Source organism: Rhodanobacter sp. OR87 (genome assembly GCF_000473345.1).
GTDB lineage: Bacteria > Pseudomonadota > Gammaproteobacteria > Xanthomonadales > Rhodanobacteraceae > Rhodanobacter > Rhodanobacter denitrificans.
The window spans coordinates 132,578-156,207 of sequence record NZ_AXBJ01000004.1 but is presented as its reverse complement, the minus strand read 5'-3'; the positions used below and the strand labels follow the sequence as shown (position 1 = coordinate 156,207).

Genomic DNA, 23,630 nt, shown 5'->3' with positions numbered 1-23,630 from the left:
AGGCGGCGGTTTTGGCCCCAAACAAGCGTTTTTTTCGTTGCGAGCCTGAGGGACGACCCAAGAATGAACAGCCGAATTCGCGCCAAACTCCTGCCGTTTGCCATTGCCTCGCTGCTGGCGGCGTCGGTGCCCGCCATCGCGCAGGACACCTCCTCCTCGATCAGCGGCCGCGTGCTCGACGCGAAGGGCCAGCCGGTGGCCGGCGCCACCGTGCAGATCGTGCATGAGCCGTCGGGCACCACCAAGGTGGTCACCACCGACAGCAACGGCCGCTATGCGGCACAGGGCCTGCGCGTCGGTGGTCCGTTCGACGTGAAGGCCAGCAAGGACGGTGTGCAGGCCGACCACGACAACGTCTACCTGCAGCTGGCCCAGGAATCGGCCATCAACATCACGCTGGCCGGTGCCAGTGCGCAGCAGGCCACCGAACTGGGCGGCGTGACGGTCTCGGCCAGCACCCTGGCGCAGACCTTCAGCCCCGACAACAAGGGCATCTCGACCAACGTCTCCCGGCGCGAGATCGAGGCCATGCCGGCGCCGGACCGTTCGATCCAGAACATCGTCCGCCTCGACCCGCGCATCGTGATCACCGACCGCGAGCGCGGCGAGTTCTCGGCCATCGGCCAGAACAGCCGCTACAACAACATCACGGTGGACTCGGTCAGCGCGAACGATCCGTTCGGCCTGAACGCGAACGGCCTGCCGACGCTGGCCACGCCGATCTCGCAGGACACGATCGAGGAGTACAACATCTCCACGGCGAACTACGACACCTCCATCCGTCGGGGCGTGGGCGCCAACGTGAATGCCGTCACCAAGAGCGGCACCAACGATTTCCATGGTTCGGTCTACTACGTGTTCCAGAACCAGAACATGATCGGCAAGAACGAGAACGACGCGAAGTACACCGCGTTCGATCGCCAGTGGACGGGCGGCGCGACCGTGGGCGGCCCGATCGTCAAGGACAAGCTGTTCTTCTTCCTTTCCGCGGAAAAGAGCGTGAAGGTAGGCGCGGGCAGCCCGTATGGTCCGGCGGATTCCGGTGCTTCCACGCCGATCGCCGGGCTGACCTCGACCCAGGTGCAAAAGGTGATCGACGCCGCCAAGGCGCTGGGCCTGGCCGACCCGGGCAGCTACGGCGGCGGCAACACCAACCTGCAGGACAAGCGCTACCTCGGCAAGATCGACTGGAACATCAGCGACAACCACCGCGCCAGCTTCACCTACAGCCGCACTAAGGAAACCAAGCCGGTCATCACCGGTACCAACACCAACCTGGTCCTGTCCAGCGGCTGGTACACCACCAACGTCGACAACAAGAGCTACGCGCTGCACTTCTACGACGACTGGTCGTCGAACTTCTCCACCGACACCACGCTGTCGTACGCGAAGTTCGACCAGCTGCGCGGCCCCTACAACGGTGTCGCCAGCCCGGACGTGAGGGTGTACCCGACCACCTTCAGCGACGGCACTTCGGTGGAGTTCGGCACCGAGTACTCCAGCCAGGCCAACGTGCTCAAGACCAAGACGCTGAACTTCGCCTGGGCCGGCACCTATTACGCCGGTGACCACACGATCAAGGGCGGCTTCGACTACGAGCACAACGACATCTACAACCTGTTCATGCAGAATGCCTACGGCAGCTACACGTTCGAGGACAGTGCCGACATCAATCCGGCCACCGGCAAGCCGTACACCGGCCTGGAGAACTTCAAGCGCGGCAGCTACTACCAGTACCGCTACAACCGCCCGGCGGACGGCCTGAGCACGGCCGACGTCGCCGCCGCCTTCCGCATGAAGCAGTGGGGCGTGTTCCTGCAGGATACCTGGCAGGTCAACCCGAACCTGTCGGTGCAGTATGGCGTGCGCGTAGACATTCCGCTGGTCAGCGACCAGCCGCTGTACAACGCCAAGTTCGCCGCTGCCCCGGTAGCGGGCACGTACAACCCGGCCACCCACACTGGCACCCCGGCCACGGACGGCTTCGGCCGCACCAACCAGACCACCATCAACGGCAACCGCGTGGTGCAGCCGCGCCTGTCGTTCAACTATGCGTTCGACACCGAGCGCATGACCCAGCTGCGCGGCGGTGCGGGCCTGTTCATCTCCAACCCGCCGACCGTGTGGCTTGGCAACATCTACTCCAACTCGGGCGTCACCCAGACCCAGTTCAACTGCGGTCCCACGCAGTCAGGCTGCAAGACCAACCTGCCGGCGTTCAGCGCCGACCCGCACCACCAGAACGACGGCACGCCGGGCACCGGCGCCCAGACCGTCAACACGATCGAGCCGGGCTTCCGCCTGCCGAGCGTGTGGAAGCTCAGCCTGGGCTTCGACAAGGAGCTGCCGTGGTGGGGCCTGATCGCCACCGCCGACTACGAGCACATCAAGGTGCGTGACGCGATCTGGTACCAGAACTACAACACTGGCGCGCCCACCGCCGTGCTGCCGGACGGCCGCTTCAGCTATTACAAGGACATCTCGCTGGATCCGCGCAACAAGGCACAGTCGAACCGCTACCTGGCCAACAAGGCGTTCACCGACGGCACCATCAACCTGGCTAACACCAGCCGCGGCAAGGCGGACAGCTTGGCGCTGTCGTTGAAGAAGCCGTTCTCGGAGGACTGGTCGGGCATGGTCGGCTTCACTTGGAGCCGCGCCACCGAAGTGAACCCGGGTACGTCGAGCGTCGCCCGTTCGAACTATGTCAACAGCTACATCACCAACCCGGGCGAGAACAAGGCGAGCCCGTCGAACTACTCGATTCCGCGCCGCGTGCTGGCGAGCCTGAACTGGCAGCATCGCTTCTTCGGCGACTACGCCACCAGCGCCAGCATCTTCTACGACGGCCACAACGCCGCTCCGTACAGCTGGGCCTTCGGCAACGACGCCAACGGCGACGGCGTCACCAACGACCTGGTCTACATTCCGAAGCCGGGCGAGGTGGAGTTCCGCTCCAATGTCAGCCAGCAGAGGATCGATCAGTTCTACGCCTACATCCAGAAGAACGACTACCTGAAGGATCACCAGGGCGGCATCGCCGGTCGCAACGGTGATCGCGCGGGCTGGATCAACCAGATCGACCTGAGCTTCAGCCAGGAGATTCCGGGCATCTTCAAGGGCAACAAGGGCATCATCAAGCTCGACGTCTACAACTTCACGAACCTGCTGAACAAGAAGTGGGGCATCGAGAAGCGGGTGGCCTTCCCGGGTGGCCGCGCCCTCGCCGACTACTACGGCGTGGATCCTGCCACCGGCAAGTACATCTACGACATCAGTGGCGGCAACTACACCAATGCGAACGGCAACTACGCGCCGCGCGCCATCCCGACCTACGTGAACTTCGGCGACGATCTCGCCCAGCGCTGGTCGGTGTTGCTGACGGTCAAGTACACGTTCTGATCGCCCGTCACCGGCTTGGCCCAGGACCGGCGCCCGCGAGGGCGCCGGTTTTTTCTTGTCTTGACCCATGCCTGCCGAGCAAGGGATGCTAGGCGGTCCGCCACGGCGCTGCATGAGGCAGCCACGCCGTCAGCGGCAGGAGAATTAGCGGATGAACGATTTTCAGGCCGGCCGTGCCGGCAAGCCCAGCACGGTCAGCGCACGGATCTCACCCATCGGCGGCCTGGACGTACTTTCGCGCCATGAAGTGGCGCGCCTGCGCGGCGCCAGCGGCTCGGGCCTGCATGCGCTGCTGCGCCGTTGCGCACTGGCGGTGCTGACATCGGGCAACATCAGCGATGATCCGCGCGCGATCCTGGAGCAGTATCCGGATTTCGACATCCAGGTGCTGCAGCAGGACCGCGGCATGAAGATCGAGCTGTCGAACGCACCGGCACAGGCGTTCGTGGACGGCCAGATCATCCGCGGCATCAACGAGCTGCTGGTCGCGGTGGTGCGCGACATCGTCTACGTGTCGACCCAACTGGAACAGATCGGCTTCGACCTGGACGCCTCCGCCGCGCTGACCCAGAGCGTGTTCGAGATCCTGCGCAACGCGCGCATCCTGAAGCCGCAGGTCGATCCGAACCTGGTGGTTTGCTGGGGCGGCCACTCGATCTCGCGCGAGGAGTACGACTACACCAAGCTGGTCGGCTACCAGCTTGGCCTGCGCGGGCTGGACATCTGCACCGGCTGCGGCCCCGGCGCGATGAAGGGGCCGATGAAGGGCGCCACCATCTCGCACGCCAAGCAGCGGCGCCGGCACAACCGCTACATCGGCATCACCGAGCCGGGCATCATCGCGGCCGAGTCGCCGAACCCGATTGTCAACCACCTGGTGATTATGCCGGACATCGAGAAGCGGCTGGAGGCGTTCGTGCGCCTGGGCCACGGCATCATCGTGTTCCCCGGCGGCGTCGGCACCGCCGAGGAAATCCTCTATCTGCTCGGCATCCTGCTGCACCCGGACAACGCCAGCACGCCGTTCCCGCTGATCTTCACCGGGCCGCGCCAGTCGGCCGCCTATTTCGAGCAGATCGACCGCTTCCTGCGGCTCAGCCTGGGCGACGAGGTGGCCCGGCACTACCAGATCGTGGTCGACGATCCGGAAACGGTCGCGAGGATGATGATCAAGGGCCTGGAAAAAGTGCGCCACAATCGGCTCGACACCAAGGATGCGTTCTTCTTCAACTGGGCGCTGCAGATTCCACTGGAGTTCCAGCAGCCGTTCCGCCCCACCCACGAGGCGATGCGCGCGCTGCAGATCCACCGCGAGCGTCCGCGGCACGCGCTGGCGGCCGACCTGCGTCGGGCGTTTTCCGGCATCGTCGCCGGCAACGTGAAGGAAGAAGGCGTGCAGGCGATCGAACAGCACGGCCCGTTCGCCATCGACGGCGACGCGGACATCATGCGGGCACTGGACAAGCTGCTGCAGGCCTTCGTCGACCAGCACCGCATGAAGCTTCCCGGCGGCACCGCGTACGTGCCGTGCTACCGGGTGCTGAGCGCCTGACGAAGTGCGGCGGCAGCCCCCGGCGCGGCTTGACAGTTTGTCGGGTGCTCAGCAAACTACGCAGCTCCCGCCCGAATAGCTCAGCCGGTTAGAGCACTTGACTGTTAATCAGGGGGTCGTTGGTTCGAGTCCAACTTCGGGCGCCAGATGTATCAAGGGCTTGCAGCGATGCAGGCCCTTTTTCTTGGCCGGCGTGTAAATCGTTGTGTCACCCAGCGCCGTCAATGTGGCAGCGAGCGCCGATTGCGCCAAAGCGGACCGTGTCCGGTTCAGGCGGCCGGCTCCGGCCATTCGCCTCCCATGGCGGCGAGCACATGGAAGCCCAGCCGTCCGCGCTTGGCGTGGCGCTTGGCGCGCGCGGCCAGCGTAGCGATCAGCTCGGGGCGGCGTGGCGCCTGCGCCGGCACCTGCACCGCGCCGATCGACACCGTGGTCAGCGCGAACAGCTGCCGTGCGCCGCGGCGGTCTTCGCCCTCGATGCCGCCCTGCGCGAGGTCCTGTTCGTCGAACAGCGCGCGGGACCGCTCGTTGAACGCGGCAATGATGCTGCGGCAGCGCGTTTCCCAGTCCCCGCTCTGGAACAGGATCATGAAATCGTCGCCGCCGATGTGGCCGACGAAGTCGTGCCGCGCATCGATGCTGGTGGTGACGATGGCGGCCAGCAGGCGGATCATCTCGTCGCCGCGGAAGTATCCGTACTGGTCGTTGAAGGGCTTGAAGTCGTTGAGGTCGATGTAGGCGGCGACGAACGGCCGCAGCTCGCGCATCAGCCGTTCGATGTGGGCGGTGACCGGAATGTTGCCGGGCAGGAACGTCAACGGATTGGCGTGGCGCGCCGCCTCGATGCGCTGCTCGGTGACCCGGCGCACCAGCGACTCGCCGGTGCCAAGGCCGAGGTAGCGCCCCTCGCGGGTGATGATGAAGCCGTCGGTGAGGTAGCGCTGGTCCTCGCCGCGCAGCACGTCGGTGAGGCTGTCCAGCGATTGCTGCTCGTCGCACAGCAGCGGCTCGGCGTGCATGAAGCTGATGCAGGACTTGCGCCCGAACAGCTCGCGTGCGAACGGCTGCGCCATGCGTTCGGCGAATATGCGGCGATTGATCAGGCCGACCGGACGGTCGTGGTCGGTCACCGCCACCGCGTGCAGCGACTCGTTGCGGCCAAACAGCGCAGCCACGTCGTCGTTGAGCTGCTGCACGGCGAGGCTCGGCGCGGCGATCGCCAGGTGCCCGACCTGCAGCGGCCGTTGCGTGACCGGCCCGCGGGGGTGCGGCGGCACCGGGACGGCGTGGATGCGGAAGGCGTCGCGTGCCTCGTCCCGTACATCGGCCACGAGGGACGGCAGGGGCACGCCGAGCAGATAGCCCTGGGCGTAGGAGATGCCCAGTTCGCGCAGCATGCGCAGGTCTTCCGCCTCTTCCACGCCTTCGCCGACCAGGTCCGCGCCCAGCGTCTCGGCCACGCGGCACAGCGCGCGCACGATGGCGAGCTTTCCCGCACTGCGCGCCAGCCCGTTGACCAGGTAGCGATCGATCTTCACCACGTCCGGATGCAGCTCGTTCCACATCTCGAAGTTGGAATGGCCGTTGCCGAAGTCGTCCAACGCAATGCGCGTGCCGCGGGCGCGCAGGTAGCCCAGCGCATGGGCCAGTTCGGCAGGGTCCTTGACGACGTCACGTTCGGTGATCTCCACCGTGACGCGCTCCATTCCGATGCCTGCGCCGGACAGCGCATCGATCACCTCGTCCGGTCGTAGGCCACCGTGCAGCACGGCCTGTGCGCTGAGGTTGACCAGAAGCCGACCATGGCCGTCCTGGGCCGCGAACGCGCCGCACACGGTACGTGCTGCCAGCAGCTCAAACTCGCCCAGCCGCCCCTTGGCACGCGCCAGGTCCAGCATGTCCAGCACGCTGAGGCCGGCGGCGGCCTCGGCCGGGCGGCTGAGGCCCTCGTGCGCCACCACCGTCAGGGTGTCCAGCCGCACGATCGGCTGGAACACCGCGCGCAGGCCGGCGCCGCCGGTGATCTGGTCAAGCAGCGACGCGTGGCGGGGATCCGGGCCGTAGGCTGGGGTCATGGCGGGAGTTCCGTGCTCATGCGAGTGCCTCGGCCGGCCGCAGGGCAGCCGGTTCCGCGACGGCTGCCTCGTCCGGGAGGGTGAAGAAGCCCACGTCGCGCACCAGCGCGGTGACGCTCTCCAGCATGGCGCGGCTGGCGGCTGCAGCCTGTTCGCCGAGTGCGGCGTTCTCCTGGGTCATCGCGTCCATGGCGATCACCGCCTGGCTGGCCGCCGCGATCTCGTCCGCCTGGGCGCGGCCTGCCGCGAGGATGGCGGTCACCGTCTCGGCCAGGCGGTCAACGCTGCTGCCGATGCTCTCGATCACCTCGCCGGTGCGGCTCACCCGCTCCAGGCCAGTGCGCACGGCTTGTTCGCTGCCGGTGATCAGGCGGCGAATGTCGCGCGCGGCCTCCGAGCTGCGCTGCGCCAGTTCGCGGACCTCCATGGCGACCACGGCGAAACCCTTGCCATGCTGACCGGCACGCGCGGCCTCGACTGCGGCGTTGAGTGCCAGCAGCCGGGTCTGGAAGGCAACCCGGTCGATCAGGTCGAGCATGTCGCCCATGCGGCGGCTGCTGCGCTCGATCGCGCCCATGGCATCGATCGCCTCGCCGACCGCGGTGCGGCCCAGCCCGGCCTGGCAGCGTGCCTCGTCCACCGCGCGATCGACCTGCGTGCCGAGCTGCCGATGCCCGGTCAGAGTGGCGGTGATGCGGGACATGGCGCCGGAGGTCTGCTCCAGCCGCATCGCCTGCAGCTCGGTGCGCCGGCTCAGCGCATCGTTGCCGTCGGCCATGCCCGATGCGCCGTGGCTGAGGGTGTCGGCACGCTGGCGCACGCGTCGCACCACCTGCACGAGTTGTCTGTCCATGCCGCCGAGACCGACCAGCAGGCGACCGATCTCGTCGTTGCGACCGGGGTCGACCGGCGTGCCCAGCGCACCCTCGCTGATCCGCGACGCCACGCGCGTGGCGGCTATCAGCCGCCTGGTGAGCTGGCGCAGGATGCGCAGGTCCATCCACAGCGTGAGGCCCATCGCCGCCAGCACCAGCGCGACCAGGGTATAGAGACCGACCTTGTTGACCCGGTGCTGGGCGGCGGCTGTGGCCTGGCCGTCGTCCAGCGCCGAACCGAACAGGTTGGAGAAGTCGCTCTGCAGCGGGCCGAAGGTGTCGTAGACGTCGCCGGATATTTTCAGCCGCGCCAGGTCGAACTGTTCCGCCTTGAGCAGCTGCATGGCCTCGTCCACCGCCTGGTCGGCTGCGGCGCGATGCACGTCGATCAGGCCGATCAGCTGCTTCTGCTGCGCTCCCAGGCCGCTCTCGAGCAGGCGTTGCCGGTACCTGGCGATGCTCACGCGGCGCGCCTCGATCAACGTCTGCGCATCGTCGACCGACGAGGGCAGCTCGGTGAGCGCGGCGTGGGTGAGTGTCTGCAGCACCGTGGCGTAGTCGTTCTGGATATGTCCCACCGCCGAGGCGGGTGCGAGCGTTTCGGACACCATGCTCTGCAGCCGCATGTCGGAGCGGTTGAGCAATCCGGCCGACACCAGCAGCACCAGCAACAACAGCGCCACCGTACCCGCGAGACGGGCGATCAGGCGTGCACCAAACGAGGACGGCGAGGGGAGAGACAATCGCGGAAGCATGGGGATACCGGCTGTCGGAGGAGCTTGTTTAGCGGCAGATCGGGTAGGGAGCTTGAGCGCTGTTTAAAATATTTCTGTTTTATTTCAGTGTCTTGAAGCGATCATGACGCTCCGCCCGATGTGCCCGCCCAGCATAGTCCGCGTACATGAAGGATCAGGGTCGCGGGGGCCGATGGTTGCTTCGGGAGAATCTGGTGGGCTGTTGATCAGGGGGCGCCGGTTCGAGTCCAACTTCGGGCGCCCGATGCCGGCCCTTGTTCTTTCCGGGCCGGCAAAAACCGGGCGCAGTCGTTGCTGCGACGTCATGCCCCGCGGCATTGCCCACCGCAACCGTCGCCGTTGCGTATCATCGCGATATGTTCCGCCCCATGTTGACGTGATGGCTGCGACCTGGCGCCATCACGCCCGAACCCCACGCGCGATCCCCACAGGTTCCCCATGCGCCACAACCACTCGGCAGGCCGCCTGCCCGAACCGCCCAGCCCGATCGCCGACGATGGCGACGAGACGCACTTCTGCCGCACCTGCGCATTCTCCGGCGCATGCATCGCCGAAGGTTACGGCAAGCCGGAGCTGGTTGCGCTGCACTGCCTGGTCGAGCACGTGGGGCCGTTCCACGCCGGCGAGCACATCTTCCGCACCGGCGATCCGTTCCGCTCGATCTTCGCGGTGCGCGCCGGCACGGTGAAGACCAGCATGGTCGACCCTGCCGGACGCGAACAGGTACTCGGCTTCTACCTGCCCGGCGAGGTGATCGGCCTCAACGCGATCTACCCGGATCAGTTTCCGTGCGATGCGGTGGCGCTGGACACGGCCTACTTCTGCCGCTTCTCGTTCCCCGCGATGAGCGCGCTGGCCACGCGCATGCCGGCGGTGCAGCAGCGGTTGTTCCGGCTGATCAGCAAGGAGCTCGGCATGGCCACCTTGCTGGCCGGCGACCACAACGCCGACGTGCGCATGGCCGCCTTCCTCACCGACCTGGCTGCGCGTTACGAGGAGCGCGGCTTCTCCGGCACGCGCTTCCATCTCAGCATGTCGCGCGGCGACATCGCCAACTACCTGCGCCTGGCGGCCGAGACGGTGAGCCGCGTGCTCAGCCGTTTCCGCCAGCAGGGATTGATCGAACTGGAGGGGCGCGAAATGGTGTTGCGCGACCCCGAGAGACTGCGCGAGATCGGCAAGAATCTGCTGCCGCAGTGAGTGGCTTCGCGGCAGCTGTGGCGGCTTGACGCAGCAGCCGTTTTCCATCGACAGAGATGACATACATCAAGCGCGTTTCGCGACGTCTCCCTAGGCTCTGCACGCAGAAACCACAGGGAGATACCCATGTCACGTTCGTTGTTCCTCATTCTTGCCGCGGCAGGCGCGCTGGCGCTTGCCGGCTGCTCCGGCAAGCCGTCCGCGGTATCGCCGGTAGGGGAGGCTGACGCCAGCCCCGCCGCGATCGCCGCCACCCACGGCGACTTCGGTCCGCCGCAGGGTGAGCCGATCCACGCGGTGCTGACCAGCCCGCCGCATGTGCCGCCGCCGGTGAACCGCAACTACCCGGCGAAGGTGATCGTGGAGCTGGAGGTGGTGGAGAAGGAGATGCCGATCTCCGAAGGCGTGAGCTACACGTTCTGGACCTTCGGTGGCACCGTGCCGGGCAGCTTCATCCGGGTGCGCCAGGGCGACACGGTGGAGTTCCACCTGAAGAACGCGCCGGACAGCAAGATGCCGCACAACATCGACCTGCACGGGGTGACCGGGCCGGGCGGCGGCGCGGCGTCGAGTTTCACCGCGCCGGGGCATGAATCGCGCTTCACCTTCAAGGCGCTGAACCAGGGCATCTACGTCTACCACTGCGCCACCGCGCCGGTGGGCATGCACATCGCCAACGGCATGTACGGGCTGATCCTGGTCGAGCCGCCGGAAGGCTTGCCGAAGGTCGACCACGAGTACTACGTGATGCAGGGCGACTTCTACACCACCGGCAAGTACCGGCAGAAGGGCCACCAGCCGTTCGACATGGAGAAGGCGATCGACGAGCACCCGACCTACGTGCTGTTCAACGGCAGGGAAGGCGCGCTCACCGGCGACAACGCACTGACCGCCAAGACCAACCAGACGGTGCGGCTGTTCGTGGGCAACGGCGGGCCGAACCTGGTGTCGAGCTTCCACGTGATCGGCGAGATCTTCGACAAGGTGCAGCCCGAAGGCGGCACGGTGGCGCAGCACAACGTGCAGACCACGCTGATCCCGTCCGGCGGCGCGGCGATGGTGGAGTTCCACACCGACGTGCCGGGCAGCTACGTGCTGGTCGACCACTCGATCTTCCGCGCGTTCAACAAGGGCGCGCTGGGCATCCTCAAGGTGGACGGCCCGGAAGACAAGACGATCTACTCGGGCAAGGAAGTGGACTCGGTCTACCTGGGCGACCGCTCGGAGCCGAACCTGAAGGCGGTGACCACGGCGGCGACGGCGCATGCGGCCGGCACGCTGACCAAGGCCGAGCAGGTCGCGGCGGGCAAGCAGCTGTTCACCGGGACCTGCTCGGTGTGCCATCAGGCGAACGGCGAGGGCCTGCCGAACGTGTTCCCGCCGCTGGCCAAGTCGGACTTCCTGGCGGCCGACCCGAAGCGGGCGATGACCATCGTGACGCACGGCCTGTCCGGCAAGGTCACGGTGAACGGCCACGAGTACGACTCGGTGATGCCGCCGATGAGCCAGCTCAACGACGACGAAGTGGCGAACATCCTCACCTACGTGCTGAACAGCTGGGGCAACCCGGGCGGGCAGTTCAGCAAGGAAGAGGTGACCAAGGCGCGCGCCGAGGCACCCGCCGCGGCGGCACCGGAGCACTGATCCGGGCCGTTCTTGAAAAACTGTCTGGAAGTAAAGACGTCCAGACGAAGCACTGCGTGAAACAACGCCGACCCCCGTGGCCGGCGTTGTCGTTTCGACGGCCAGCGTGGCCGCGGTGCGTTGTCACAGCCGCACCTTGCATGAGCGGTACTTGACCGGGATCAGCCCGGGCGCGCGCGCCGGCTTCGAGACTGCGCCGACCTCAAGGGAGCAACACCATGAATCATGCACGCAACCGTCTTTCGGCCGCCTGCCTGCTCGCCATCCTGGCCGCACCGGCCTGGGCGACCGGCGGAACCGTCAGTACCGGCGAGCCGGCAGCATCGGCCGGACCGTCCTGGCAACTGGAGTGGGATGCCCGCCTGCGTCACGAGCGGGTCGATGACGATGCGTTCGCGCGCAGCGCCGAGGCCGACACCGTGCGCCTGCGCCTCGGCCTGCATGGCGAGTTCGGGCACGGCTGGAGCGGCCTGGTCGAAGGCGCCGGCGTGGCCAGCGCCGGCAGCCGCTACAACAGCGGCGCCAATGGCCGCACCGCGTATCCGGCGGTGACCGATCCGCGCGGCGGCGAGTTCAACCAGTACTGGCTGCGCTGGCAGGGCGAGAAGCTCGGCGCCAGTGCGGGCCGCCAGCGGCTGCTGCTGGACAACCAGCGCTGGGTCGGCAACGTCGGCTGGCGCCAGCACGAGCAGACCTTCGACGCGCTCGAATTGCGCTGGCGGCCGTCGGCGGCGCTGACGCTGCGCTACGACTGGCTCGACCGCGTGCACCGGGTGGCCGGCCGCGATGCGCTGAATCCGCTCGCGCGCGAGCGCAAGTTGAACACCCATCTGTTCAACCTGGCCTGGAGCCGGGATGCCCAGCAATGGGTCGGCTATGCCTACCTGCACGAGGACCGCGACGTGGCCAGCGCTTCCAGTGCCACCTACGGCCTGCGCTGGAGCGGCAAGGCGCTGCGCGAAGGCAACGGTCTCGGCTGGACGCTGGAAGCGGCGCGGCAGTACGACTACGCCAACAACCCGCAGCATTTCGCACACGGCTACTGGCTGCTGGAGCCGAGCTGGACGCAGTCCGGGATCACCGCGAAGCTGGGCTGGGAGCACCTGGGCGGCGACGGCCGGCACGCGCTGCAGACGCCGCTGGCCACGCTGCACGCGTTCAATGGCTGGGACGACCAGTTCGGCGTGACCCCGCCCGGCGGGCTGAAGGATCGCTACGTCGGCGTCAACGGCAGCTTCGGTCGCGGCGGCGCTGCCGGCAAGCCGGGCTGGAGCGTGGCATATCACGACTACCGCGCCGACCGCGGCGCTCGCTACGGCAGCGAGTGGGATGCCGCGCTGACGTTTCCGCTGGCGCCGGGCCTCAGCGGCCTGCTGAAGGTGGCGGACTATCGCGCCGACGATTTCGGCCGCGACAGCGCGAAACTGTGGCTGCAACTGGAATGGCACGGCCGGCAGGCCGTGGCCGGTGCACCTTGAACGAAACCGCCATGCGCACCGGCGCGTTGACCCAGGTCAGCGCGCCGGCGCCGCCGCTGCGTTGAGATGGCGCCATGCACGCGAAACCCTCCCTGCAACACCGCGTCGACGACGCGGTACTTCCCGAACTCGACCTGCGCTGGCTGCCGTCGCCCGAGCCGATGCTGCGCGCGCTGGCGGCAGCCGAGGCGCTGCTGCCGGGGCAGACGGTGCAGGTGCTCACGCCGCTGATGCCGCTGCCGCTGCTCGACGCACTGGCATCGCGCGGCATGCGGACGACGGCGTTCGCCCTGCCGACCGGCGGCGCGCGCGTGCTGATCCGCTGCCCGGACGGCGATGACGCAGCTTCGGCTTGAGCAGGCGCCGACGCCGTCGCTGCCGCGGCGCTTCCTGCTCGGCGCGCCATGCTGGGGCATGCTGGCCGGCGCGCTGCTGATCGTCGATGGCGAGGCGGCGCTGCGCATGCGCTGGAACCCGGCCACGCTGGCGCTGGTGCACGTGTTCACGCTCGGCGTGCTGGGCAACGCGATGCTCGGCAGCGTGCTGCAGTTCCTGCCGGCCGCGGCCGGCGTGCGGGTGCGCGGCAGCGCGGTGCTGGGGCCGTGGCTGCATGGCCTGTTCAACCTCGGTGTGCTGCTGCTGGTGGCCGGTTTGCACCAGCGCTGGCGCCTGGCCCTGATCGCTGCGGCGCTGCTGCTGCCGCTGGCCTTCGTGCTGCTGGCGGCGATGACCGTGCCCGGCCTGCTGGCCACGGCCGGGCAGCGCCTGCTGCGCGCGGGCTTCGGCGTGGCGATCGGCTTCGCCGTGCTCACCGCGCTGCTCGGCGGCCTGCTGGCGCTGGGCCTTGCCGGGCGCCTGGCCTTGCCGCTGGCCGCCATCGCCGACGTGCATGCAGGCTGGGGCGTGCTGGGCTGGGTGGTGGTGCTGATGGCCAGCGTGGCGCGGGTGGTGATGCCGATGTTCCAGGGTACCGGCACAGTGCGCGAGCCGATGCAGGCGGCGTGGCTGGGCAGCGCGGTGCTGATGCTGCTCGGCGCGGCTATCTGGCGTCTGGTCGATGGCGGTGGCGCCTGGCTGGTCGGCACGGTGGCTGTGCTCACGCTGGCGTTCGCCGTCGCCGGACTGTGGCTGCAATGGCGTGCGCCGCGGCTGCGCCGCGGGCCGCTGCTGTGGAGCTGGCGCGCCGGACTGATGGTGCTGGCGCTGGCTGCACTGGCGCTGCTCGCGGACGTGCGCGGCGGCATGCTGGCCGGTGCGCTGGGGCTGGGCGTCGCGCTGCCGCTGCTGGTCACCGGCATGATGCTGGAGATCGTGCCCTTCATCGGCTGGATCGAGCTGCACCGGCGCATCGGCCGCGGCGTGCAGCTGCCCGGCGTGCAGCGGCTGCTGCCGGTGCCCGAGAAGACCCGCGCGCTGCTGGCGCAACTGCCGCTGCTGCTGTTGCCGGCTGCCGTGCTGTGGCCGTCGGCGTGGCTGGCGCGTGTCGCCGGGCTGGCGCTGGTGCTGGCGTGGGGCAGCGCGTGGTGGACGCTGCGCGGCGTGCGCCGGCGCGCGCATCTTTTCCTGTCGACCGTGGAGGCTCGCCCGTGAGTGCCAAGTTGCCGCTCGTCTATTCCTGCTCCGGCTGTTCCAGTGCGGCGCAGATGGCCAATCACCTGGCGCTGCAACTCGACCGCGCCGGCGTCGCCGAGATGTCCTGCATCGCCGGCGTCGGCGGCGGCGTCACCGGGCTGGTGCGCACGGCGCGGAGCGGGCGGCGCATCCTGGCGCTGGACGGCTGCGTGCTGAAGTGTGTCGCGGCCTGCCTCGCCAACGCGGGCGTGCTGGCCGATACCCACGTGGTGCTCTCCGAGCATGGCGTGAAGAAACGCCAGCACGCGGATTTCGATCCGGTCGAGGCGCAGCGGCTGTACGCCGCCGACGTGCTGCCGGCGGCGCAGGCGCTCGCCGCCACCGGGCAGGATGGTTGACGTGGGTCAAGGCGCGCGGGCGGTCGGGCCGGCCATGATGCCGCCCACCATGCCCGGCCCGATTTTCAGCGCGATCCCTTCACGGCCGTTGCCGCGCCGTTTGCCGCGGGCGGCGGAGCCTCCGGGCCGGCACGCCGCGCCCGTCTGCCGCGCCGCCACCGCCTGAGCCCATCCGTTTCCCTCCATCGAAAAGCGATCAGCATGACCGCCCCTGCAAACCTGCCCGTGCCGGTCTGGCGCGACGAACTGGAACACGAATACGCCGCACTGGCCGAGCGCCTCGAACCGCTGGTGCCGTGCCTGGAGATTCCGCTGCACCTGCCGTGGATCGACGCGATCAACAAGCTGAAGAAGCAGCGCGGCGCGGTGATCATGGCGCACAGCTACCAGTCGCCGGAGATCTTCCACGGCGTGGCCGACATCACCGGCGACTCGCTCGGCCTGGCCCAGGCCGCGGCCAGCTGCGATGCCGACCTGATCGTGCTGTGCGGCGTGCACTTCATGGCCGAGACCGCGAAGATCCTGGCGCCGCACAAGACTGTGCTGATCCCCGACCGGGAGGCCGGCTGCTCGCTGGCCTCCTCGATCACCGCCGCCGACGTGCGTGCGCTGCGCGCGCAGCATCCCGGCGCGCCGGTGGTGAGTTACGCCAACACCTCGGCTGCGGTGAAGGCGGAATCCGACGCGATCTGCACCTCGGCGAACGCGGTGCAGGTGGTGGAGGCGATGGGCGCGCCGAAGGTGATCTTCCTGCCCGACGAGTTCCTCGGCCGCCACATCGCCAAGCAGACGCAGGTGGAAATCGTCCTGTGGCACGGCCGCTGCGAAGTGCATGAGCGCTTCACCGCGCAGGAAGTGCGGCACGTGCGCGAGCAGTTCGGCACCAAGGTGGTGGCGCATCCGGAATGTTCGCCCGAGGTGCTGGCCGAGGCCGACTTCGTCGGCTCCACCACCGCCATGGGCAAGTGGCTGGCGCGCGAGAAGCCGGCCCGGGTGGCGATGGTCACCGAGTGCTCGATGGCCGACAACCTCAAGTCGCAGTTCCCGCAGACCGAGTTCATCAAGCCGTGCAACCTGTGTCCGCACATGCAGCGGATCACCTTGCAGAACATCTACGCCAGCCTGCGCGACCTGCGCCACGCGATCGAGATTCCCGACGACGTCAGCGCGCGCGCGCGCGCGGCGCTGGAGCGCATGCTGGCCATCGGGCGGCGCGAAAGCGTGTGAGGCACGCATACCTGCCAGTCGTGGTGGTGGGCGGCGGCGTGGCCGGGCTGGCGACGGCGCTGGCCATGGCGCCGGCGCCGGTGCGGCTGTTGTGTCGCGCCCACGATGGCTGCGGCAGCGCCAGTGCGCTGGCCCAGGGCGGCATCGCCGCGGCACTCGATCCGCAGGACAGCGCCGCCGCGCATGCCGCCGACACGCTGGCCGCCGGTGCGAACCACAACGACGCGGCGATGGTGCAGTGGCTGGCGGCCGAGGCGCCCGCGGCAATTGCGTGGCTGCAGGCGCAGGGGGTGGTTTTCGACAGCGATGCACAGGGTCGTCTGCAGCTTGGCCGGGAAGGCGGCCACGGCGCGGCGCGCATCGTGCACGCCGGCGGCGATGCCAGCGGGGCCGTGCTGGTGCAGGCACTGCGCGCCATGGCGCAGGCGGCGATGCACGTGCAGTGGCGCGGTGGTGTCGATGTCGATGGCCTGCTGCTGCGCGGAGGGCGCGTGGTGGGCGTGCGCACCCGCGACGAGCGCGGCCGTCATGAGCAAGTCGAGGCGGCGGCCGTGGTGCTGGCCACCGGCGGCATCGGCGCCTCGTACGCGCGCACCAGCAACCCGCCGGGCGCCGATGGCGCCGGTCTCGCGCTGGGACTGGCGGCGGGGGCCGCACCGCGCGACCTGGAGTTCGTGCAGTTCCATCCCACCGCGCTCGACGTGCCGGGCCACTGCCTGCCGCTGATCACCGAGGCGTTGCGCGGTGCCGGTGCCCGCCTGCACGATGCCGACGGCAACGCGCTGATGGCGGGGGTGCACCCGCTGGGCGACCTGGCTCCACGCGACGTAGTGTCGCGGCGCGTGGCTGCAGAACAGGCAGCGGGTGGGCGGGTCTGGCTCGACGCGACGGCAGTGGACGGCGATTGGGGAAAGCGCTTTCCTACCGTGCTGGCCGCGTGCCTGGCGCACGGTTTCGATCCGCGCCGGCAGGCGCTGCCGGTGACGCCGGCGGCGCATTTCCACATGGGCGGGTTGGCCACCGATGCGGACGGGCGCACCAGCGTGCCGGGCCTGTACGCGGTGGGCGAGGTGGCCTGCAATGGCGTGCACGGCGCCAATCGCCTGGCCAGCAATTCGCTGCTGGAAGGCGTGCTGTGCGGCCGCCGGCTGGGCCGGTTGCTGGCGGACGCGTCGGTATCGGCGTCCGGCAACGGCCCGCTTCGCGTGATCGAGCGCGGCGAAAGTCTGCCGTCCGACCAGCTCGCGGCGCTGCGCGAGCTGCTGTGGCGCTCGGCCGGCCCGGTACGCGAGGCCGGTGCCCTGCGCGATGCATGGCGGGCCTGCGCGGCGCTGGCCGAACTCGGCTGGCAGGCACGGCTGGCCAAGGCGCTGCTGCGCGCGATGCGCCTGCGCCGGCGTTCGCTGGGCGCGCATTGGCGGCAGGATCGCGGCTGTCCGCGCTGAGCCATTTCAATGCGCTTGCGTACGGGCAGGCACGGTTGATCGGCGTCAAGACAGGACGGCGCGCAGCTGGCACACTGGGCGTTCCTCACCCCGCGAGTATTTCATGACACGTCCTTCCTCCTTCGACTACGAACAGCTGCGTGCCTGCGGTCGCGGCGAGCTGTTCGGCGACGACAATGCCCGTCTGCCTTCGCCGCCGATGCTGATGTTCGATCGCATCACGCAGATCTCCGAGGAAGGCGGTGCCTACGGCAAGGGTTTGATCCATGCCGAAATGGACGTCCATCCGAAGCTGTGGTTTTTCGACTGCCACTTCATCGGCGACCCGGTGATGCCCGGTTGCCTGGGCCTGGATGCGATGTGGCAGCTCAGCGGTTTCTTCCTGCCCTGGCTGGGCGAACCCGGTCGTGGCCGCGCGCTCGGTGTGGGCAACGTGAAGTTCTCTGGCCAGGTGATGCCGACGGCCAAGCTGGTGCGCTACGAGATCGACATCCGCCGCGTGATGCGCGGCAAGCTGCGGCTGGTGATCGCCGACGGCAAGACCTTCGTCGACGATCGCCTGATCTACGAGGCCAGCGACATGCGCGTGGGCCTGTTCCAGACCACCGAGGGTTTTTGAGATGCGTCGTGTCGTAGTGACGGGCATGGGCATCGTGTCGTGCCTGGGCAATCTTCCGGCCACGGTGGCGCGCGCGCTGCGCGACGGCCGCAGCGGCATCCAGGCGATCCCGGAGTACATCGAGCGCGGCCTGCGCAGCCACGTGGCGGGCGTGCCGCAGATCGATCTTGATGCCGCGATCGACCGCAAGCTGAAGCGCTTCATGGGTGACGCCGCGGCCTATGCCTACGTGGCGATGCGTTCGGCGATCGCCGACGCGGGGCTGGCCATCGAGCACATCCGCCATCCGCGCAGCGGCGTGATCGCCGGTTCCGGCGGCGGTTCGGCACAGTGGCAGATCGAGACCGGCGACATCCTGCGCGAGAAGGGCGTGCGCAAGATCGGCCCGTACATGGTGCCGCGCACGATGTGCTCGACCGTGTCCGCCTCGCTGGCCACCGCGTTCGGCATCCTGGGGCTGAGCTATTCGATCTCCGCGGCCTGCGCTACCTCGGCGCACTGCATCGGCGCTGCCGCCGACCTGATCCGCCACGGCGCGCAGGACGTGATGTTCGCCGGCGGCGGCGAGGAAGAACACTGGGGCATGACCGCGCAGTTCGATGCGATGGGTGCGCTGTCCAGCCACCACAACGACACGCCGGCCACCGCCTCGCGTCCCTATGACACCGGTCGCGACGGCTTCGTCATCGCCGGCGGCGGCGGCATGCTGGTGCTGGAGGAGTACGAGCACGCGAAGGCGCGCGGCGCGCACATCCATGCCGAGCTGGTCGGCTACGGCGTCACCTCCGACGGTGCCGAGATGGTGGCGCCGTCGGGCGAAGGCGCGGTGCGCTGCATGCGGATGGCGCTGGCCGGCGTGGACGCGCCGGTCGACTACCTCAACACCCATGGCACCGCCACGCCGCTGGGCGACATCGTCGAACTCAATGCGGTGCGCGAAGTATTCGGCGAGGCGGTGCCGCCGCTGTCCTCGACCAAGGCGCTGACCGGCCATTCGCTCGGCGCGGCCAGCGTGCACGAGGCGATCTACAGCCTGCTGATGCTCAACGAGGGCTTCATGGCCGGCTCGGCCCACATCGACGAACTCGATCCGCGCGCCGAGGGCTTCCCGATCCTGCGCGAGAGCCGCCCGGCGCAACTGGCCACGGTGATGTCGAACAGCTTCGGCTTCGGCGGCACCAACGCCAGCCTGGTGTTCGCCAAGGTGTGACGGCGCGCGCCCCGGCCATCCGCATGTCACCGACCCGCACCGCCACGATCGCCCGGACGCAGAGCTGGCGCGAGGAACTGGCCAACAGCCTCAGCCACGGGCTGGGCCTGCTGCTGGCCATCGCCGGCCTGCCGGTGCTGGTGGTGCGGGCCGATCACCTCGACAGCGGTTATGCGATGGCCGGTGCGCTCAGTTTCGGCGGCAGCGCGGTGCTGCTGTACCTGGCCTCGACGCTGTACCACGCGATGGCGCATCCGAAGGCCAAGGCGGTCCTGCGCGCGCTCGATCATGCGGCGATCTACCTGCTGATCGCGGGAACCTACACGCCGATCACGCTGGGCGTGTTGCGCGGCGGCTGGGGCTGGGGGTTGTTCGGCCTGGTCTGGGGCCTGGCCCTGGCCGGCATGCTGTTCAAGGCGCTGGGCGGGATGCGTTTCCCGCACGTGTCCACCGCGCTGTACCTGGCCATGGGCTGGGTCGGCCTGATCGCGATCCACCCGCTGTGGGTGCGCATGGAAGCGGGCGGGCTGGCCTGGCTGGCCGCCGGCGGGCTGGCCTACAGCCTGGGCGTGGTGTTCTTCGTGCTGGACGAAAGGCTGCGCTACGGCCATTTCATCTGGCACCTGTTCGTGCTGGCCGGCACCACCTGCCACTTCTTCGCCGTGCTGTTCTACGCGTTCTGATCGACTTGTCGCAGATCAAGGAAGCCGCCGTCAGCGCGGCCTAGGCTGCAGGCTGGCAGGGTGTGGAAACCCGTCTGCCAGGCCGAGCCATGGAAGGCCAGTCGCGGATCAGGCACGCCAAGTGCCTGGGTTGGCGCGCTGGAAAAGGGCAGGACGATCCTTTTCCGACACGCCGCTGAAGATCCATGGAGCATGCCCGTGTCCGACGACCCCCACAGCCCGCGCGCCCTGGCGGCGCGTCTGTTGTCCCTGCTTGACCTGACCAGCCTGGGCGAGAGCGACACGCCGGCGCAGATCGAGGCGTTGTGCGCGAGCGCGCTGGCCGCGCCGGTGTTGCCGGCGGCGTTGTGCGTCTATCCAGAGCACGTGGCCGGCGCGCGGCGCCACTTGCAGGGCAGCACGATCAAGCTGGCGACGGTGGTGAATTTCCCCGATGGCGGCGGCGACCCGGCCCGGGTGGAGCGCGAAACGCAGCGAGCGCTGGCGGCCGGCGCCGACGAGATCGACCTGGTGCTGCCGTACCGCGCGCTGCTGGCCGGCGACGCGGCCGTCGCCGGCGCGGTGGTGCGCGCCTGCCGCGCCGTCTGCGGCGACGGCATCGTGCTCAAGCTGATCGTCGAGAGCGGCGAGCTGGGTACGCCCGAACACATCCGTCAGGCGTGTGCGATCGGGCTCGAGGCCGGCGTGGATTTCCTCAAGACCTCCACCGGCAAGGTGCCGGTCAACGCGAGCCTGGCGGCCGCGGCGGTGATGCTCGATGCGATCGCCGAGGCGGGCGGGCGCTGCGGCTTCAAGGCGGCCGGCGGCATCCGCACGCTGGCCGATGCGGCCGCCTACCTGGACCTGGCCGAAGCCCGGCTCGGCCCGGGCTGGAGCGACCCGGCCCATTTCCGGATCGGCGCCAGCGCGCTGTTCGGCGCGCTGGTCGCGGCAGCCTCGGCGGCGTCGTGAGCGCGCAGCGTGCCACCGGCCTGATCCGCTGCAAGCGCGATGGCGGCCAGCTCGATGCCAGCCAGCTGCGTGCGGTGGCGCAGGGAATCGGCAGCGGCGCCTGGAGCGAAGGCCAGATCGCGGCATTCGCGATGGCGGTGGCGTGGCGCGGCATGAGCACGCCGGAGTGCCGCCAGTTCACCTTGGCGCTGCGCGATTCCGGCCAATGCCTGCGCTGGGATCACCTGCCCGGGCCGACGCTGGACAAGCACTCCACCGGCGGCGTGGGCGACGGCGTGAGCCTGCTGCTGGCGCCGCTGCTGGCGGCCTGCGGCGGCTACGTGCCGATGATCTCCGGCCGCGGCCTGGGGCATACCGGCGGCACCCTCGACAAGCTGGAAAGCCTGGCCGGCTACGACGTGCATCCTTCCACCGCGCGTCTGCGCCAGGTGGTGGAGGAGGTCGGCTGCGCCATCGTCGGCCAGGGCGACGAGCTGGTGCCGGCCGATCGCCGGCTGTACGCAGTGCGCGATGTCACCGCCACGGTGGACGTGGCCGACCTGATGGTGGCCTCGATCCTCTCCAAGAAACTCGCCGGCGGCGCCCGCGTGCTGGTGCTGGACATCAAGACCGGCAACGGCGCCCAGCTGCCGGGGATGGCGGCTGCCCGCGCGCTGGCCGGGCGCATGCTGGCGGTTGCCGAAGGCAGCGGCCTCGACCTGCGGGTCGTGTACAGCGACATGGACCAGTTGCTGGGCCGCGAGGCGGGCAATGCGCTGGAACTGCGCGCCGTGCTCGACCTGCTGTGCAGTCGCGGCGACAACCCGCGCCTGCTCAGCTTGACCCTGGAGCTGGCCGCTGCGTTGCTCTGCACGGGCGGCCTGGCCGACGATCGGAACGATGCGGAACGGCGCCTGCGCCGCGCGCTGGACACGGGCGAGGCGGCCGAGCGCTTCGCGCGCATGGTGGTCGCCCTGGGCGGGCCGGCGGATCTGCTGCAGCGAGCGGACGTCCATCTGGCCAGGGCACCGATCCAACGCGAGGTTCGTTCGCCCGGCTCCGGCTACGTGGTGGCGGTGGATGTACGCGCGCTGGGCCAGGCGGTGGTCGAGCTGGGCGGCGGCCGCAGCCGGCCGGGCCAGGCACTGGACCACGCGGTAGGCCTGGCCGAGGTGCTCGGCTGCGGCAGCGCCGTCGAGGCCGGTCAGCCGCTGGCGATCATCCACGCCCGCCGCGCCGACGATGCCGAGGCGGTGCAGCGCAGGGTGGCCTGCGCCTTCCGGATCACCTCCGAGATGCCGCCGAGCCGGCCGCTGTGGCAATGGCACGTGCCGGCGGAGCGTGTTGCATGACCCGCGCGATCTGGCTGGTGTGCGATTCGCTGGGGCTCGGCGCCGCGCCCGATGCCGCCGCCTACGGCGACCTGGGCGCCGACACCTTTGGCCACATCGCCGCCGCGTGTGTCGCCGCGGCCCGCGGCCCGCTGCGCCTGCCGCAGTTCAGCCGGCTCGGCCTGCCGCAGGCGCATGCCGCGATCCACGGGCAGGCGGCGCCGGGCTTCGTCGGGCTGCCTGCGCCCGAGGGCCTGTGGGGCCATGCGGTGGAGCGCGCGCGCGGCAAGGACACGCCGTCGGGGCACTGGGAAACCGCCGGCGTGGTGCTGACGCAGCCGTTCGGGGTCTTCGGGCAGGCCGAGCATTCGTTCCCGCCCGCCCTGCTGCAGGCCCTGGTGACGCAGGGCGACGTGCCCGGCGTGCTCGGCAATTGCCATGCCTCCGGCACCGAGATCATCCAGCGCCTCGGCGCGGAGCATCTACGCAACGGCTGTCCGATCGTCTACACCTCGGCCGATTCGGTGTTCCAGATCGCCGCCCACGAGCAGGCGTTCGGCCTGGAGCGCCTGTACCGCCTGTGCGAGCTGGCACGCGCGTTGCTTGCCGACTACCACATCGGCCGGGTGATCGCGCGGCCGTTCGTCGGCGACGCGGAAACCGGCTTCAGCCGCACCGTGCACCGGCGCGACTATGCGCTGCCGCCGCCCGCGCCGACCCTGTTCGACGCGCTGCAGGCGGCCGGCGGCGAGGTGATTGCGATCGGCAAGATCGACGACATCTTTGCCCACCGCGGCGTGTCGCGGGTGGTGCACGCGTACGGCCACGACGCCCTGTTCGACGCCACGCTGGCGGCGATGGCGCAGGCCGGCGCGCACAGCCTGATCGCGACCAACTTCGTCGATTTCGACATGCTGTACGGCCACCGGCGCGACGTGCTCGGCTACGCCGCGGCACTGGAAGCGCTGGACGCGCGGCTGCCGGAGCTGCTGCAGGCGCTGCAGCCGGGCGACTTGCTGGTGGTCAGCGCCGACCACGGTTGCGACCCGGTCTGGCCGGGCAGCGACCACACCCGCGAATGCATCCCGGTGCTGGCGTTCGCGCCGGGGTTGGCGCCGCGTGCGCTGGGCCGGCGCGACAGCTTTGCCGACATCGGCCAGAGCATGGCCAGCCACCTCGGCCTGCCGCCGCTGGCGGCCGGCCGCAGCTTCCTTTCTCCCGCATGACGAGCGCC

At 69.3% G+C, this 23,630-nt stretch carries 18 protein-coding genes and 1 tRNA gene; 17 read left to right on the top strand and 2 right to left on the bottom strand.

The annotated features are described in order from the left end of the window. Positions 1–63: 63 nt before the first annotated feature. From RHOOR87_RS0105335 to RHOOR87_RS0105325, 3 genes are all read left to right on the top strand, one after another. Positions 64–3,402, top strand: a complete 3,339-nt coding sequence (locus RHOOR87_RS0105335) for a TonB-dependent receptor (protein WP_027484443.1) — start codon at positions 64–66, stop codon at positions 3,400–3,402. Between the two features lie 151 nt (positions 3,403–3,553). Further along, complete coding sequence (ppnN, locus tag RHOOR87_RS0105330) at positions 3,554–4,954, top strand: nucleotide 5'-monophosphate nucleosidase PpnN (RefSeq protein ID WP_027484442.1); 1,401 nt, start codon at positions 3,554–3,556, stop codon at positions 4,952–4,954. A gap of 69 nt (positions 4,955–5,023) precedes the next feature. Continuing rightward, positions 5,024–5,100, top strand: a tRNA-Asn gene (locus tag RHOOR87_RS0105325). Positions 5,101–5,223: 123 nt separating this feature from the next. Here RHOOR87_RS0105325 and RHOOR87_RS0105320 read toward each other — a convergent pair. Then, positions 5,224–7,029, bottom strand: a complete 1,806-nt coding sequence (locus RHOOR87_RS0105320) for a phosphodiesterase (RefSeq protein ID WP_027484441.1) — start codon at positions 7,027–7,029, stop codon at positions 5,224–5,226. A gap of 16 nt (positions 7,030–7,045) precedes the next feature. Then, positions 7,046–8,659 (bottom strand): HAMP domain-containing methyl-accepting chemotaxis protein, encoded by a 1,614-nt coding sequence (locus tag RHOOR87_RS0105315; protein WP_015448454.1) that lies wholly within the window; start codon positions 8,657–8,659, stop codon positions 7,046–7,048. Between the two features lie 438 nt (positions 8,660–9,097). Here RHOOR87_RS0105315 and RHOOR87_RS0105310 point away from each other — a divergent pair, with 438 nt between their 5' ends. From RHOOR87_RS0105310 to RHOOR87_RS0105240, 14 genes are all read left to right on the top strand, one after another. After that, entirely contained in the window at positions 9,098–9,859 is a 762-nt protein-coding gene (locus tag RHOOR87_RS0105310; RefSeq protein ID WP_007507504.1) for a helix-turn-helix domain-containing protein, read from the top strand. Between the two features lie 126 nt (positions 9,860–9,985). After that, entirely contained in the window at positions 9,986–11,503 is a 1,518-nt protein-coding gene (nirK, locus tag RHOOR87_RS0105305; RefSeq protein ID WP_007507508.1) for a copper-containing nitrite reductase, read from the top strand. A 218-nt stretch (positions 11,504–11,721) separates the two neighbouring features. Then, positions 11,722–12,981: an alginate export family protein gene (locus RHOOR87_RS0105300; protein WP_027484440.1), complete on the top strand. Its 1,260-nt coding sequence runs from the start codon at positions 11,722–11,724 to the stop codon at positions 12,979–12,981. Between the two features lie 74 nt (positions 12,982–13,055). Further along, positions 13,056–13,337, top strand: coding sequence for a DUF2249 domain-containing protein (locus tag RHOOR87_RS0105295; protein WP_027484439.1), 282 nt, complete (start codon positions 13,056–13,058; stop codon positions 13,335–13,337). Then, positions 13,318–14,571 carry a hypothetical protein gene (locus RHOOR87_RS0105290; RefSeq protein ID WP_027484438.1) on the top strand — a complete coding sequence of 418 codons (1,254 nt, stop codon included), beginning with the start codon at positions 13,318–13,320 and terminating at the stop codon, positions 14,569–14,571. Before RHOOR87_RS0105295 ends, RHOOR87_RS0105290 begins: the two co-directional genes overlap by 20 nt. Further along, entirely contained in the window at positions 14,568–14,951 is a 384-nt protein-coding gene (locus RHOOR87_RS0105285) for a putative zinc-binding protein (protein ID WP_007507518.1), read from the top strand. Before RHOOR87_RS0105290 ends, RHOOR87_RS0105285 begins: the two co-directional genes overlap by 4 nt. Before the next feature lie 201 nt (positions 14,952–15,152). Then, positions 15,153–16,178, top strand: a complete 1,026-nt coding sequence (gene nadA / locus RHOOR87_RS0105275; protein ID WP_015448450.1) for a quinolinate synthase NadA — start codon at positions 15,153–15,155, stop codon at positions 16,176–16,178. Continuing rightward, complete coding sequence (locus tag RHOOR87_RS0105270; protein ID WP_015448449.1) at positions 16,175–17,623, top strand: FAD-binding protein; 1,449 nt, start codon at positions 16,175–16,177, stop codon at positions 17,621–17,623. Before nadA ends, RHOOR87_RS0105270 begins: the two co-directional genes overlap by 4 nt. A gap of 103 nt (positions 17,624–17,726) precedes the next feature. Then, on the top strand, positions 17,727–18,242 hold the full coding sequence (gene fabA / locus RHOOR87_RS0105265) for a 3-hydroxyacyl-[acyl-carrier-protein] dehydratase FabA (protein WP_007507524.1): 516 nt from the start codon (positions 17,727–17,729) through the stop codon (positions 18,240–18,242). 1 nt (position 18,243) lies between these two features. Continuing rightward, positions 18,244–19,452, top strand: coding sequence for a beta-ketoacyl-ACP synthase I (gene fabB / locus RHOOR87_RS0105260; RefSeq protein WP_007507527.1), 1,209 nt, complete (start codon positions 18,244–18,246; stop codon positions 19,450–19,452). Between the two features lie 23 nt (positions 19,453–19,475). Beyond that, the gene (locus tag RHOOR87_RS0105255; RefSeq protein ID WP_027484437.1) at positions 19,476–20,135 is read left to right on the top strand and encodes a hemolysin III family protein; all 660 of its coding nucleotides are present in this window, start codon (positions 19,476–19,478) and stop codon (positions 20,133–20,135) included. A 198-nt stretch (positions 20,136–20,333) separates the two neighbouring features. Further along, positions 20,334–21,086 carry a deoxyribose-phosphate aldolase gene (gene deoC, locus RHOOR87_RS0105250; protein WP_100224858.1) on the top strand — a complete coding sequence of 251 codons (753 nt, stop codon included), beginning with the start codon at positions 20,334–20,336 and terminating at the stop codon, positions 21,084–21,086. After that, positions 21,083–22,417 (top strand): thymidine phosphorylase, encoded by a 1,335-nt coding sequence (locus RHOOR87_RS0105245; protein WP_015448446.1) that lies wholly within the window; start codon positions 21,083–21,085, stop codon positions 22,415–22,417. Before deoC ends, RHOOR87_RS0105245 begins: the two co-directional genes overlap by 4 nt. Then, a complete protein-coding gene (locus RHOOR87_RS0105240; protein WP_015448445.1) occupies positions 22,414–23,622 on the top strand; it encodes a phosphopentomutase in 1,209 nt (402 codons plus the stop codon). The genes RHOOR87_RS0105245 and RHOOR87_RS0105240 overlap by 4 nt, the downstream gene beginning before the upstream one ends. Positions 23,623–23,630 lie beyond the last annotated feature (8 nt).